Raw genomic sequence first — 14,516 nt, forward strand, 5'->3', positions numbered from 1 at the left:
TCCCACCGTGTTGCGTGCATCCGCCCCGCCCCCCGGCACCACGCCGCGGAACACCGGCCCCGAACCCGATCAGCCGGGAATCCGTAACCCAAAGGGAGACAGTGTTTTCCAGACTCTGAGCGGATACGGCGCCCGGGGCGCCGTGATCATCGTCTGGCTCGCCCTCATCGTCGTCTACGGCGTGCGGGAACCCGGTGTCTTCCTCACCACCGGCACCTTCCAGACCATCTTCGGCAGCCAGCAGGCCCTGGTCTTCCTCACCGTCGCCCTGATGTGCACCATCTGCGTGGGCGAGTTCGTCGACCTGTCCGTCGCCTCGGTGTTCGGTCTCACCGCCGTCACGATGACCGTGCTCACGGTCGAGCACGGCTGGAACGTCTGGGCCGCGAGCCTGGCGGCCGTCGTCCTCGGAGCTGTCTGTGGAGCCGTGAACGGCCTGCTGGTGGTGCGTTTCGGCGTCAACGTGATCGTGGTGACGCTGGGCATGGGCACCTTCCTGCTCGGCGGCGCGCTGTGGATGACCGACCTGCTCCCGGTCAGCGGCATCGACCCGGGCTTCTCCCGCATCGCCCTGCAACCGGTGGCCGGGCTGCCCCTGAGCTTCTACGAGGGCCTGCTGCTGATCCTGGGTTTCGCCTATCTGCTGCACCTGACCCCGCTCGGGCGCAACATGCGCTTCGTGGCCGCCAACCGTGAGGTCAGCCGGCTGGCCGGGGTGCGGGTGAGCCGGGTGCGGTTCGGCTCGTTCGTGGCGGCCGGCACCGTGTGCGGCGTCGGCGGGGTGCTCTCGGCGGCCTCCACCGGTGGTTTCGACCCGTCGGTGTCGCAGAGCTACCTGCTGCCCACCTTCGCCGCCACCTTCCTCGGCACCGCGATCCTGCTGCCGGGCCGGTTCAACCCGCTGGGCACCTGGATCGCCGTCTACTTCCTCGCCACCGGCATCCTCGGGCTCCAGCTGATGGGGGTGGCCGGCTGGGTCAGCAACGTCTTCTACGGCGGGGTGCTGATCGTCGCCGTCAGCCTCTCCACGGTCCTGCACTCACGCTCCTCCTGACCACCACCCGGGAGTCCCGCCATGAGAACCCCTCATCTGATCACCGCTCTCGCCGCCACGCTGGCCCTGGCCGCCTGCGGATCCGGCTCCACCACGTCGCCGTCCGGCGCCGCCACGGCAGCGGCCCCGGCCCTGGCCGGCGAGGTCGCGAAGATGTCGCAGCCCCAGGACGCCTTCCCGGTCCCGTCCGAGCCGATCAGCGACATCACCTCGCTGCGCGGCAGGACCGTCTACTACATCCCGATCACCCAGCAGGCGCCCTCGTTCACCGTGACGGCCACGGCCCTGACCGAGGCCCTCGACGCGGCCGGTGTGAAGACCCAGATCTGTGACGGCGGAAGCAATCCCAGCTCCATCGCGGCCTGCGTCAACCAGGCGGTGGGGGCCCGGGCGGCGGGCATCATCACCGACGCGATCCCCTACGCGATGGCCGCGAACAGCCTGGACGCCGCGCAGAAGGCCGGCGTGCCGGTGCTGATCGCCGACCAGATCCCGGACGACGACCACCCGGCCGGCGACACCCTCGCCTACCAGGAGGGCGCGGGCACCGAGATGCTCAGCGCGGTGGCCACCTGGATCGTCGCCGACTCCGGCGGCACGGCCAAGATCGTGCTGAACGCGGCGACCGACAGCCCCTCGGCCCGGGCCTACGCCCAGGCGGCCGAGAAGGTGGTCGCGGACAGCTGCCCGGACTGCACCCTGACGGTCAACGAGATCAGCAGCGCCAACTTCTCCCTGATCGGGTCGCAGACCAGCTCGGCGGTGCTCAAGACGCCCGGTGTCGGCTACGTGGTCTCGGAGTTCGACCAGTACCTGCAACCCACGATCACCGGTGTTCAGCAGTCGGGCCGGGCGGCCTCGGTGAAGGGAGGCTCCAGTGCGGCGACGCTGGCCTCGCTGAAGATGCTGAAGGACAAGAACTTTCTGCACGTCGAGGCGGCCCAGGCGCTGCCGTTCCAGGGCTGGACGCTGGCCGACGCGGTGATGCGGTTGGCCCTCGGTCAGGAGGTGCTGGAGCACGAGGTGCCGTTCCGGCTCTTCACCGGCGACAACATCGGTGACGTGCAGCTGACCGAGGAGGCCCAGGCGTCCGGTGAGTGGTTCGGGCCCAGCGGTTTCCAGGACCAGTTCCGTGAGCTGTGGGGTGTGGCGTGAGCGGCGCACCGCGTCTGGAGATCACCGGGACGTCCAAGACCTTCGGCCGTCACCGGGCCCTGGACGACGTGTCGCTCGAGGTCGTTCCTGGTGAGATCCACGCGCTGATCGGCCAGAACGGCTCGGGCAAGTCGACCCTGGCCAAGATCCTCACCGGGATCCACGCGCCCGACCCGGGCGGGAGCATCCGGGTGGACGGTGTCGCCCTGCGCACACCGGTCAGGCCCCTGGACGCCCGGGCGGCCGGGGTCGCGGTGGTGCACCAGAACCTGGGCCTGGTGGGGCATCTCACGGTGCTGGAGAACCTGCGGGTCGGCCGCTACCGGCCGGGCCGGTTCACCCGCCGGATCAGCCGGCGCACCGAGCGGGCGCAGGTGGCGCCGCTGCTGGAACGCCTGGGCCGGCCCCTGCCCCTGGACGAGCCGGTGGCCTCGCTGACCGAGGCCGACCGGGCCGCGGTGGCGATCGCCCGGGCCCTCCAGGACGCCGACTCCGGGCGCGGGGTGATCGTTTTCGACGAGTCGACCCGGTCGCTGAACCGCCGGACGATGGAGAGTTTCTACGCCCTGGTGGACGAGGTGGTCGCCACCGGCACGTCGGTGCTGCTGATCAGTCACGGGCTGGAGGAGGTGATCGAGGTGGCCGACCGGGTCACCGTGCTGCGCGACGGCCGGGTGGTCGCGGCGGGCACGCCGACGACCGGGATCACCGAGACCGATCTGGCCCGGCTGGTTCTCGGCCGGTCGCTGTCGTCGTCCGCCCCGGTGACCGACCCGGCGGTGCTCCGGGCCGGGCCGAAGGCGGCCGTCCGCGGACTGTGCGGGGCGGTGGTACGCGACCTGGACCTGGAGGTGCGGCCGGGGGAGGTGCTCGGGGTGACCGGGCTGCCGGACTCGGGTTACGGCGAGATCCCCTACCTGGTCTCGGGTGCCACCCCGGCCCGGGCCGGCACGCTGACCCTGGCCGATCGCACGCTCGACCTGACCCGCCTGGACGTCGGTGTCGCGATGGCGAGCGGCATCGCCCTGGTCCCCGAGGGCCGGGAGCAGGCCGGCCTGGCCACCGCGATGTCGGCCCGGGAGAACATCCTGCTGCCGGCCTCCAGCCGCCGGGGCGGCCGGTTGCGTCCGCTGGAACGGGGCGCGGCGCGGGAGGTGGCGCAGGAGTGGATGATCCGGCTGGACGTGCGGCCGCACGCGCCGGACCTGCCGGCCGGCAGCTTCAGCGGAGGCAACCAGCAGAAGGTGCTGCTGGCGAAATGGCTTGCCACCCGGCCGGAACTGCTGGTGCTGCACGAACCCGGTCAGGCCGTGGACGTCGGTGCCCGGCAGGCGATCATCGCGACGGTGCGGGCGGCCGCCGCCTCGGGCTGCGCGGTGCTGGTGGCCGGAGGCGACGAGAACGAGCTGTCGTTGCTGTGCGACCGGGTGCTGGTGCTGCGCGACGGCGTGGTGGCGGCCGAGCTGTCCGGCCCGGTGGACCCGGACGACGTGGTGCACGCGACCTTCGCCGGGGCCGGGCGCCGGGGGCTGCGGCCCTCACGCCGCCCGGCCTGAGGCGGCAGGCTCTCACGGCTCTGGCCGTCTCGGGCCGTGTCGCCGTCTCGGGCCGTGTCGCCGTCTCGGACCGTGTCGCCGTCTCGGACCGTGTCGCCGTCTCAGGCCGTGTGGCCGTCGAGCCTTCTGGCCTGCACCGATCGATCTTCCCCGATCGGTTGATCGCGTTCGGTGCAGGCTATGCGTGCGTTTCGTGGGGAGGGGCGGGCACTTGCCGCCCCTCCCTCGTCGTCCTAGGCTCAACTAGCACGATCTAGTTGCGCCGGTCACAGGGAAGTGGCCGCAGGCGAGAGGAACCACTGCGATGACAGCCCCCAGCGTTCAGGACGGCATCGACAAGGCGGGCTCGGCCGTCAACCTGCTCTGGAAGCCGGGCGCGCGGGCCTGGACGCCCGAGGTGATCGAACCGGAGTACGCCGGCTGGAAGGTCGAGCAGCACGCCTGGTACGACTTGGTGACCATCGCCGACCTGTCCCACCACATGTCCGACACGGTGATCGAGGGCCCGGACGCGACCGCGGCCCTGGCGGCGGTCAGCGCGAACAACTACGAGAAGTTCGCGGTCGGGCAGGCCAAGCAGTTCGTCCCGGTGGCCGAGGACGGCAACATCATCACCGACGGCATCCTGCTGAAGGAGTCGGACGAGCGCTACCTGCTCAGTGGTGTGCCGGCCGCGCAGAACTGGGTGACGTACCACTCCCGCAGAATGGGTTTCGACGTCACGTTCGAGACCAACCGGGAGACGTCCGCCCGCCCGGAGGGCGTGGACCCGATGGTGTTCCGTTACCAGATCCAGGGCCCGCTGGCCGCCGAGCTGATCGAGCGGGCCTTCGGCGGTCCGCTGCCGGAGACCAGGTTCTTCCACTCCGCCCCGGTCTCCCTGGGGGGCAGGAACTTCCGGGCCCTGCGCCATGGGATGGCCGGGCAGGCCGGGTTCGAGTTCATCGGGAACTGGGCGGACGCCGGCTTCGTCAAGGACGCCCTGATGACGGCCGGTGAGCCGCTGGGCCTGGTGCACCAGGGGGCCTGGGCGTACCCCACCGCGAGCCTGGGCAGCGGCTGGATCCCCTCGCCGACCGCGGCGATCTACACCCAGCCCGAGCTGCTCGAATACCGCCGGTCCATCCCGCTGTTCTCCTACGAGGGGATGAAACCCCTTCAGGGGAGTTTCTACTCGGAGAACATCGAGGACTACTACTGCTCGCCCTACGAACTCGGCTACGGGCGCTCGATCTCGTTCGACCACGACTTCATCGGCCGGGACGCGTTGACGAAGGCGAGGACGGACGCCCCGCGCACCAAGGTCACCCTGGTGTTCGATCGCGACGATGTGCACGCCGCCCTGGGCGAGGACCCGGGATTCGTGCACCACTACTGGCGCAACCGGGTCGAGACGCGCGACGGCCTCCGGGGCGTCACCTTCCAGACCGGCTGGCTGGACTCCGAGAACACCGTGCTGGCGCTGACTCTCGTGGACAGGTCGATCGCGGAGCCGGGTACCGAGGTCGAGGTGGTCTGGGGACAGCATCCTGGTCAGGGCACGGCCCCGGACGCCGACCTCGGCTTCCCGCGCCTGCGCGCGACCGTCCGGCCCTGCCCCTACAACGAGGTCTCCCGCACCCGCTACCGCCAGGACTGACCTCCTGATCGGCCGACCGCGGTGGTCCGGGACCACCGCGGCGTCCCGTCATGCCCCTTTTCGTGTTCCGGAACCGGAGGACGCACGACATGTCCATCCCCACGGCCTCACCCGCCGACATCCGCACCCTCCTGGCCGGCCACTCCCTGGAGATGACCGGCAAGGACGTCCCCCATCTGATCGAGGCCCGCGACAGCATCCCGCCGGGCACCCGGATCAACGTGACCTTCCTGGAGAACGAGGACCTGCCCGTCCGCGTCGAGGCCGCCCGCACCGTCCGCGAGAGCGGATTCGTTCCGGTGCCGCACCTCTCGGCCCGCCGCCTGGCGTCACCGGCCGCACTGGAGGAGTACCTGGGTGCCCTGCGGGAGGCCGGCGCCTGTGACCAGGTGTTCGCCGTCGGTGGCGATCCAGCCGTCCCGCACGGTCCGTACCCGGACGCCCTGTCGATCATCCGCTCCGGCCTGCTGGAAAGGCATGGTGTACGCCATGTCTCGATCGCGGGATATCCGGAGGGACACCCCGGAATCCCGGACGCGGAGCTGTGGGCGGCCCTCACCGCCAAGGCCGCGGCGCTGCGGGAGCAGCAGCTGGACGGCGCGATCATCACCCAGTTCGGCTTCGACGTCGACCCGGTGCTGACCTGGATCGAGCGGGTCCGCGCCCTGGGCGTCACCCTGCCGGTGCGCGTCGGTGTGCCCGGCCCGGCCGGGATCCGCCGGCTGGTGCGCTACGCCACCCGTTTCGGGGTGGGCACCAGCGCCGGGATCGCCAGGAAGTACGGGTTCTCGATCACCAACCTGATCGGGACGGCCGGACCGGACGTGTTCCTGGCCGAGCTCGCCGGGCGGCTGGACGCCGGGCGGCACGGCGAGGTCGGGGTGCACTTCTACACCTTCGGCGGAATCGGCGCGACATCACGATGGATCAAGGACTTTCAGGAAGGGAACGACCGATGAGCCTCACCGACGTCACCGAGCGGATCGCCTCACCCCGGCCGGTGGTACGCGACCAGGCCGTGCTGATCGTGCACGGCCGCGACCGCACCGGCATCGTCTCGGCCGTCACCACGACGCTGGCCGGGCACGGCGCGAACATCGTCTCGCTGGACCAGTACTCCGACGACCCGACCGGCGGGGAGTTCTTCCAGCGCACCGTGTTCCAGCTGGACAACAGTGCCGCCGCGCTGCCCGCGCTGGAGCACGACATCGCCGGCCGGGTCGGGGAACTGGGCCTGTCGTACCGGATGAGCGACCTGTCGGTGCCGAAACGGGTGGCGATCTTCGCCTCGAAGTCGGACAACTGCCTGCTGGACCTGCTCTGGCGCCAGCGCCGCGGTCAGCTGCCGATGACCGTGTCGATGGTGATCTCGAACCATCCCGACACCGCCGACCTGACGCGCTCCTTCGGCGTCCCGTTCTTCCACGTGCCCTCCTCCGGGCCGGACAAGTCGGCCGCCGAGGCCGAGCACCTGAAACTGTTGCGGGGCAATGTCGACCTCGTGGTGCTGGCCAGGTACATGCAGATCCTCTCGTCGGACTTCATCGAGCAGGTGGGGGCACCGGTCATCAACATCCACCACTCGTTCCTGCCCGCCTTCATCGGCGCCGGGCCGTACGCCAAGGCCAAGCAGCGGGGCGTGAAACTGGTCGGCGCCACGGCCCATTACGTGACCGAGGACCTCGACGAGGGGCCGATCATCGAGCAGGACGTGGTGCGGGTGTCACACGCCGACAGCGTGCAGGAGCTCGCCCGGCGCGGCGCCGACGTGGAACGCGCCGTGCTGTCGCGCGCGGTGCGGTGGCACGTCGAGGACCGGGTGATTCGCACCGGCAACCACACCATCGTCTTCGCCTGAGCGCCTGAGCGCCTGAGCTCTTGAGTGCCTGAGCGCCTCAGGCCGACTCGCGCACCACGACCCGGGCCGGGGTGGCCAGCAGGTGGTCGGCCCCGGCCCCGGCCACCTGGCGTGCCGCCCGCCGGCCGTGTGCCTCGGCGTCGATGTACACGGTGGTGAGGGCGGGGGAGGACAGAGCCGCGTACTCGGTGGCGTCGTACCCGATCACCGCCAGGTCGCCGGGCACCGTGCGCCCGGTCAGGTGTGCGCACCGCAGCACGCGCAGGGCCAGCTCGTCGGTGAAACCGGCCACCGCCGTCACCTTCTCGTTCTCCAGCAGGGTGTTCAGAGCCTCGACGCCGCCGGCGTCCGGATGCGGCAGGGTGAAGGGGACCAGCGGGGGCAGGCCCAGCCGCTCGGCGGCCTCGCGGGAGAACCGCTCCCGCACCCGGGCGAACGTGGTCGGGTCCGGCGGCAGCGCCATGGCCAGGCGCTCGTGCCCGCGCTCGTGCAGGTGACCGATCTGCACGAGCGTGTGAGCCGCCATCCCGTCGTCCCAGCCGCCGTCGGCCAGCTCGCGGCCCGAGGAGTAGTTCGCGGCGAAATCTATGACGGCGCGCGGGGACACGAGGTGCGTGAGCCTGCGCGTCGACTCCTCGCCCGGATGCCCGTGCTTGACCACCAGGATGTGGTCGTGCCGGGCCAGCTCGTCGTCCAGACCACGGATGTACGAGCGCGAGTAGTTGCCCTCCAGGCTGGCGTCGATGTTGAGCACGACGATCCGCGACGACCCCTCCCGCATGGCCCGGGCGATGCCGTCGACCATGTAGCCCAGGTCCCTGGCCACCTGCTCCACCCGCTCACGGGTGGCCGGTGAGATCGACTGGTTCGGAGTGTTGTTCAGCACGAACCCGACCGTGGCCCGGGAGACACCGCTGGCCTCTGCCACGTCCCGCATCGTCACGCGCCTGGCCATCATGCTCCGTCTCCCCGGCGATCTGCTCCGGGGGCAATGCTTGCACGATCTAGCCTTTGAGGTGAGCATGGAGGCGTCAAGGACGACAGCAGCTCGCGGAGGGCACGTGACCATGGACCGACTGCTGGTCATGCGCAGCCTGGTGGCCGTCGCCGACACCGAGAACTTCGCCACGGCCGCCGAGCTGGTGATGACCTCGGCGTCCTCGGTGTCACGGCACGTCGCCAGCCTGGAGAAGCACCTCGGCACCCGGCTGGTCCACCGCACCGCCCGCTCCGTCACGCTGACCGAGTACGGCGTGCGCTACAGCGCCTTCGCCCGCCGCATCCTCGCCGAGATCGACGAGGAGGACCGCAACCTCACCGGCCTGACCTCCAGCGTCGCCGGGTCGCTGTCGATCATCTGCCCCAAGTGGCTGGGCAGTCTCGACCTGGGTGACGCCGTCGCCGCGTTCTCCGTGCGGTACCCGCAGATCGAGATCCGCCTCGAACTCGGCGGGGTGCAGGACCGGGCCTACGCGTTCGTGGACAGCGGTTTCGACGTCTCGTTCCACACGCGTCCTCTGCGTGACTCGCGCATGCAGCTGCGGCGCGTCACCACGCTGCCGTTCGTGCTCTGCGCCTCGCCCGGCTACCTGGAGCGACGCGGCCAGCCGGCGAGTGCCGGCGACCTGATGGAGCACGACTGCCTGACCCATGACCACGAGCAGTCGTGGCGCCTGGAGATCGGCGGCCGCCGGCACGTGCATCGCATCACCCGCGGCGCCTTCACCTCCAACTCCTACCTGGCCCTGGCGAAGGCGGCGGTGCACGGCCGCGGGATCGCCCTGCTCCCGGTGCGGGCGGCACGGGACGCGGTGGCGGCGGGAGAACTGAAGACGCTGTTCGGCGGTGAGCACGTTCATCACCGGTCGCTGTGCGCGGTGCACAGTCCGGGCGCCAGGGCACCCCGAAAGGTCGGTGTGCTGCTGGATTTCGTGACGCAGTGGTTCCGTGAGCACCCGATGGAGACGGTCCGGGACGACGCGGCCACGGGGGAGAGCCACACCGCCTGACATCGCCGGCGAGTTCTCGCCGGCGATGTCAGGGTCCGGGCTCTAGGACGGCCGGTGACAGTCCGCGAAGACTGCCCGCGCGCGGGCACTCACCGCGTCGAGTTGCTCCAGCGTGTCGGCCTGGAGGACGACGAAACCCAGGCCGAAGGTGTCGAACAGCGACCGGGGCGCGTCGGCGCTGTCGCCCTTGCCGACCGAGACGCCGCTGTGGATCAGGCCGTCGAGCAACTGGAGCTCGGCCTGCGGGTCGGCGTGGAAGGTGACGGGGCCGTCCACGGAGAAGAACACCACCCGCCCGCGATAGCGCAGCGGCGACATCGGGCCACCCGTGAATCGCCCGGTGACGGCCCGTTCCACCTCCATGTGCAGCTGCGAGGTGCCGGTGAACGCCTGGGTGAAGCGGGGGTTGCCGCCGCCGTGCGGCCGCAGGCCGACCTCCACCAGCACCCAGTCGTCGTCGGTGCGGAACAGCTCGGCGTGGAAGCAGCCGATGCGCACGCCCAGCGCCGCCAGCACACCGGTCACATAGGCCTGGAGCTCCTCGAACCCCGGCACCTCGTCCTGCCGGAGCCAGGTCATCGCCTCGTACACCGGCACGCCGCCGACCAGCTTCTTCTCGTAGCGGCAGACGGAGGCGAACTTCTGCTCGTCGTCGCTGACGAAACCGTCGACGATGTACTCGACGCCCTCGACGAACTCCTGCACCACCACGTGCTCGTTGCGCCGGCCCACGGCGTTGACCTGGCCGAGCAACTCGCGCACGCCATGCTCCAGCTCGGCGACGTCGGCGACCACCCGGACGCCGTCCGACCCCGCGCTGCTGACCGGCTTCACCACGAGCGGGAAACCCCAGGCGAGCGGTTCCGCCAGATCGTCCGCCGACGTCACCGAGGCCGAACGGATCGCCCGTAAACCATTCTTCTCCAGGGCCTTCTGCGCCTGGTACTTGTCCAGACGTGGTCCGGAGGGCCCGCTGTTGCGGGGCTGCACGCCCAGCCGCTCGCGCAGCACGTCCGCCGTCCCGGTACCCGTCTCGCCACCGCAGACGACGTAGTCGGCTCCCTCCAGACGGGCGTCCACCGGCAGGTTCTCGTAATCGGGCGGCAGACGGACCACGGTGAGGCCCGGCCCGGCGGCGGCCACCGCGGCCTCCGCCTGACCGGCGTAGGGCTCGGGGACCACCGGGGACATGACCACCAGCTGTTCCACGTCCGGGCGGGTGAGCTCACCGACGTAGGCGGCACCGCTGCTGGCTGGGTCCACGACCACGACACGCACGGAAATCATTTCTCCAGAACGGTTGTCCGATAGATGCGTTCGACCGCCGGGGAACCCACCAGGGTGACCTCCCGGCCCGAGCGGACGAAGACGAAAGGTGCCCTGCGCGACCCGGGCCGCGGGCACCGGGTGCGGGTGCGGTGCCACGGGCAGACGACGGCGTTGCCGTCGAACTCCCCGAGGTTCAGCGGCCCACCCCGATGATGACAGACCCGCGGCATGATCACCGTGCCCGTCGGGCCGGCCCGGACGACGAACTCCTGCGTGTCGCTGGTGAACGAGTTGAGGCCGTCCAGGCGCAGACGCGTCACACCCACTGGTTCACGTCGCCGATCGTGTAGATCTGGTACTTGCAGCCGTCGGACAGGATGTCCGCCCCGTGCTGGCGGCGATTGCGGATGACCACGCCGTCACCGGGGTTGAGGATCAGCTTCGAGTCCAGCCCGGAGAAGAAGTACATCTGCCCGGAGATGATGTGGCACAGCTCGTCCTGGTTGTGGCAGTGCGAGTTCGACAGCTCGTTGAAGTGCTCGTCCAGGTTGGCCAGTGGCACGTTCTCCGCGGCCTGGACCTTCTCGATGATGTCCTTGTGCAGGCCGAACAGTTGCTCCTGCTCGTCCATCCAGGAGATCTGGATCGAGAACTGGGAGTCGAAGTTGTTCATCACGTAGTCGTAGCCCTGGATGCCGCGCACCAGGTCCGGGATGATCTCCGGCCCGAACTTCTCGATCAGCGGCACGGCCACGTCGTTCAGCGCCATCCGGCCGTGGTGGTCGTCGATGTGCAGGTGCTCGGTGAAGTACTCCACGTCGCACTCGCCCTCGAACACGTCGTTCAGCACCGCCGCCGCGCGCCGGCAGAACTCCACCAGGGTGGTCTCGGTGTAGATCAGCGCCCCGACGTAGCGGAAGAAGTGCCGGTGCTCGGAGCCCAGGTAGTGGAAGTAGTTGTTCGCGGCCAGCGCCGAGGCCAGGTAGTACTGCCAGTAGTAGTGCGTCTCGGTGTTGAGACCGACGCTGCGCAGGGTGTTCTCGAACAGGGTGGAGTGCTTCTTGGGGTGCACCCCGTAGCCGTACTCGTCGATCAGGATCTTGAACCACTCCGACTGGACCGGCCCGTAGTTGCCGAGCACGTTCTTCATCATCGGCGAGGACTCGGACAGGAAGTCCGGCGCGAACTGCACCAGCCACATCCGGGCCGCGCGCTTCGGGTCGGGGCTCTCCCGGATGGCCTTCTCCCAGGCCGGTACCGCGTCGGAGGGCCGGCACTTGTCGTCGAGGTAGGTGGTGAAGTCCTCGCGGGTCCAGCCCGGCGACACCTCGATCTCCTGCTCCAGGTAGCCGAAGCAGTACTGCTCGAGCTGTCCCCGGAACTGCCCGGCCAGCTCACGGGTCTCGGGGGAGTAGAACTCCTCGAAGTCCTTGAGCCAGCCGTCGTAGGGCTGTTCCGGCAGGAACACCAGGTCCTGCTCGTACACGCAGGTGAGAACCCGCTGTGCGGCGAGGGACTCGTAGTTCATGAAGGTGTCGGGCGTGAGCGGCCGGGCCAGGTCGACCTCGTGCAGAGCCTGCGGGCGCAGCGAACGGTGGAACGGCCGCCGGGACATCTCCCAGGTGTCGGAGTCGCGGAAGATGGTGCGGTCGGCGTAGGCGTGCATGGCGGCGTGCGCGGCGTTGGCATCGTTGGCGGCGGTCACAGGTTCGCCCCGTTCATCAGGATGGATTCGTACTCGAACTCGATCGGCGGGCCGGCCAGGCCGGTGTCGTCCGGCAGCACCGGCCGGGCGACGATCGAGACCTCGTCCTCGATCGACAGGCTCACCGTGAGCGGGTGGCCCGCGATCACCTGGACCGGCCGGGGGAACGGGATGAACGCCTGCATCCAGTGCGAGGGGGTGCCGGGCGCGGTGTCGATGCCCTCGCCGGCCCCCAGGTCCATGGTGAACCAGGCGGCGATGCCGTCGGCGAGGGCGGTGGTGTCGGCCTCGAACACGACGTCCCAGGCCTGCCCGGGGTCCGGCGGCTCCTGGGTCAGATCCAGGTGGTAGAGCCCCGCCTCGGCGCTGACCAGGGTGTGGTCCCAGGTCTGGAGCCGGACCGGGAAGTGGCCGCGGGTCTGGAGCTCGTTCAGGGTGGAGACGTCCACGTCGCAGGCCGAGGTGACCTCGTTGAGCCGGCGGATGTCGGGGGACGCGACCAGCCGGCCGCTGAGCGTGGCCGCCTGGGGGATGGAGGCGTAACCGGGGGTGAGCATGGATCTTCGCGCGTGCCGGAGCGTGGGCAGGATGCCCTCGCCGATGATGCCGCAGTCGAAGATCTCGGTGACCAGGAAGTTCCTGCGGTCACCGGGCAGGAACGACACGTTGCTCGACATGGTGCTGTGGAGAGCGACCTTGTCGCCCGCGCCGCTGGCCTTGATGGTGCGGGCGGCCACCTCCGCCATCTCGGTGTGGGCCTCGAAGGCGTCCACACTGCGGGCGCCGGCCCGGGCCGAGAGGATGGACAGCAGACCGGTGCCGGCCCCGATGTCCAGCACTCGGGCCTCATCGGTGACCCGAGCCGAAATGGCCTGGCTCAGAGCGTCATTCCGCTGGGTGTCGTTCAGCATTGCGTAGTGCCACTTCGGGATCTCTCCCATGGGTTCCCTCCGGCTTCGACAGGTTGAGACGCTTGCGGTAGAGCACCGGCAGCGTCCCGAAGACCGAGATACCGAAAACGATCAGTGCGACCCGCGGGCCGGTGGCGGCGGTCAGAACGGCCGCGGCCACGGCGCCCAGGGACATGCCGCCCCAGATGAAGAAACGGTGCACCGACGTGACCCGGGACATCAGGTCGGGAGGAGTGCTGACCTGGCGTACCGAGAGTGCCGTGGGCGCGAAGATGCCGTCGCCGATCCCGTGGATCAGGAACGCCGCACCGGTCAGCCAGGCCACGGCGCCTGACTCCAGGGTGACGGACGCCCAGGTGCTGGCGGCCACGCCGGTCACCGAGACCAGGGCGCTGACCTGGAGGGTGAGACGTGTGCCGAAACGTGGCACCAGGCGCCGGGCGAGCTCACTGCCGACGCCGTAACCGACGGCGATGCAGGCCGTGACCACACCTGCGACCGACTCGCTCGCCTTGTCGCTGGTGACGAGGTAGAGCACCACCGTTGTCTTGATGGCGGTCACGAAGACGATGTAATAGGCGCCGCAGCTGATGATCGGGTTCAGCCACGGGTGCTCGCGCACGAACGTGATGCCCTGCCGGATCAGGGTGCCGGTGCGCTCTTTCGGCCCGGTGCCGACGGTGGCCCGGGGGTCGGGGCGCATGCGGGAGAACAGCAGCGTGGCCACGACCATCAGGCCCAGCAGCAGACCGAAGGTGGAGCGGGTGCCGATGGCCACGAGCAGCCAGCCGGCGGTGGCCGGCCCGGCCACCCGGGTGACGGCGTCGGACAGGGCCAGGCGGGCGTTGCCGGTGAGCAGGCTCGCCTGGTCCGAGTAGATGGTGGGAAGGTAACTCTGGTAAGCGATCTGGAAGAACACCGCGATCACGCCGGACACCAGCACCAGCCCGCCGAGCGACCACGGGTCGAGGTGCCAGAACGTGGCGACGCCCCAGATCGCCAGCAGCACGACCGCCTGGGCGAGCGCGCTGAGCACGACCACCCGCTGCTTGGACGTGGACTCCAGCCAGACGCCGGCGTTGAGGCCGAACACCAGGTAGGGCAGGAAGAACAGGAAGGTCAGGATCTGGCCCTGGGCGACGGAACCGTTCAGCGTCGTGACGATCAGCAGGGGAGCCGCGAACGCGACGACCTGCTCGACGTAGAGATTGAGCGTCTCACCGGCCCAGAGATACTGAAAATTGCGATGAGCTGCTCGGACGCTCGGTTCCATTTCGAGAATCACTCCGCTGAGAAGAGACGATCATTCGCTGCCGAGAGTATCGAGTCCGGTCGTCACGGGATCGAATGACGATCTCTC

13 protein-coding genes are annotated in these 14,516 nt (G+C 69.8%); 7 read left to right on the forward strand and 6 right to left on the reverse strand.

All coding sequences use genetic code 11. The features are described 5' to 3' along the window. The first annotated feature begins 142 nt into the window (after positions 1-142). From KIH74_RS28460 to purU, 6 genes are all read left to right on the forward strand, one after another. On the forward strand, positions 143-1,054 hold the full coding sequence (locus KIH74_RS28460; protein WP_214159450.1) for an ABC transporter permease: 912 nt from the start codon (positions 143-145) through the stop codon (positions 1,052-1,054). Positions 1,055-1,075: 21 nt separating this feature from the next. Further along, on the forward strand, positions 1,076-2,209 hold the full coding sequence (locus tag KIH74_RS28465) for a sugar ABC transporter substrate-binding protein (RefSeq protein ID WP_214159451.1): 1,134 nt from the start codon (positions 1,076-1,078) through the stop codon (positions 2,207-2,209). Beyond that, on the forward strand, positions 2,206-3,765 hold the full coding sequence (locus tag KIH74_RS28470; protein ID WP_214159452.1) for a sugar ABC transporter ATP-binding protein: 1,560 nt from the start codon (positions 2,206-2,208) through the stop codon (positions 3,763-3,765). Before KIH74_RS28465 ends, KIH74_RS28470 begins: the two co-directional genes overlap by 4 nt. A gap of 304 nt (positions 3,766-4,069) precedes the next feature. Next, the gene (locus tag KIH74_RS28475; protein ID WP_214159453.1) at positions 4,070-5,404 is read left to right on the forward strand and encodes a hypothetical protein; all 1,335 of its coding nucleotides are present in this window, start codon (positions 4,070-4,072) and stop codon (positions 5,402-5,404) included. 89 nt (positions 5,405-5,493) lie between these two features. After that, positions 5,494-6,363, forward strand: a complete 870-nt coding sequence (locus tag KIH74_RS28480) for a methylenetetrahydrofolate reductase (RefSeq protein ID WP_214159454.1) — start codon at positions 5,494-5,496, stop codon at positions 6,361-6,363. Further along, positions 6,360-7,262, forward strand: a complete 903-nt coding sequence (gene purU, locus KIH74_RS28485) for a formyltetrahydrofolate deformylase (protein ID WP_214159455.1) — start codon at positions 6,360-6,362, stop codon at positions 7,260-7,262. The genes KIH74_RS28480 and purU overlap by 4 nt, the downstream gene beginning before the upstream one ends. Positions 7,263-7,299: 37 nt before the next feature. On the opposite strand, the gene KIH74_RS28490 is transcribed toward purU, so the two are convergent. Continuing rightward, positions 7,300-8,220, reverse strand: a complete 921-nt coding sequence (locus KIH74_RS28490; protein ID WP_214159456.1) for a LacI family DNA-binding transcriptional regulator — start codon at positions 8,218-8,220, stop codon at positions 7,300-7,302. A gap of 109 nt (positions 8,221-8,329) precedes the next feature. On the opposite strand from KIH74_RS28490, the gene KIH74_RS28495 reads away from it, so the two are divergent. Then, positions 8,330-9,271 (forward strand): LysR family transcriptional regulator, encoded by a 942-nt coding sequence (locus KIH74_RS28495; protein ID WP_246573314.1) that lies wholly within the window; start codon positions 8,330-8,332, stop codon positions 9,269-9,271. A gap of 42 nt (positions 9,272-9,313) precedes the next feature. Here KIH74_RS28495 and KIH74_RS28500 read toward each other — a convergent pair whose 3' ends face one another. Genes KIH74_RS28500 through KIH74_RS28520 form a run of 5 tightly spaced genes read right to left on the reverse strand, consistent with a single transcriptional unit; the run spans position 9,314 to position 14,429 of the window. After that, positions 9,314-10,549, reverse strand: a complete 1,236-nt coding sequence (locus tag KIH74_RS28500; protein ID WP_214159458.1) for an ATP-grasp domain-containing protein — start codon at positions 10,547-10,549, stop codon at positions 9,314-9,316. Positions 10,550-10,554: 5 nt separating this feature from the next. Further along, positions 10,555-10,860, reverse strand: a complete 306-nt coding sequence (locus KIH74_RS28505; protein ID WP_214159459.1) for a Rieske 2Fe-2S domain-containing protein — start codon at positions 10,858-10,860, stop codon at positions 10,555-10,557. Beyond that, positions 10,857-12,245: an iron-containing redox enzyme family protein gene (locus KIH74_RS38960; protein ID WP_214159460.1), complete on the reverse strand. Its 1,389-nt coding sequence runs from the start codon at positions 12,243-12,245 to the stop codon at positions 10,857-10,859. The genes KIH74_RS28505 and KIH74_RS38960 overlap by 4 nt, the downstream gene beginning before the upstream one ends. Beyond that, positions 12,242-13,186 carry a 50S ribosomal protein L11 methyltransferase gene (locus KIH74_RS28515; protein WP_308114026.1) on the reverse strand — a complete coding sequence of 315 codons (945 nt, stop codon included), beginning with the start codon at positions 13,184-13,186 and terminating at the stop codon, positions 12,242-12,244. Before KIH74_RS28515 ends, KIH74_RS38960 begins: the two co-directional genes overlap by 4 nt. Then, a complete protein-coding gene (locus KIH74_RS28520) occupies positions 13,131-14,429 on the reverse strand; it encodes an MFS transporter (protein ID WP_214159462.1) in 1,299 nt (432 codons plus the stop codon). Before KIH74_RS28520 ends, KIH74_RS28515 begins: the two co-directional genes overlap by 56 nt. Positions 14,430-14,516: the final 87 nt, after the last annotated feature.

Source organism: Kineosporia corallincola (assembly GCF_018499875.1).
GTDB lineage: Bacteria > Actinomycetota > Actinomycetes > Actinomycetales > Kineosporiaceae > Kineosporia > Kineosporia corallincola.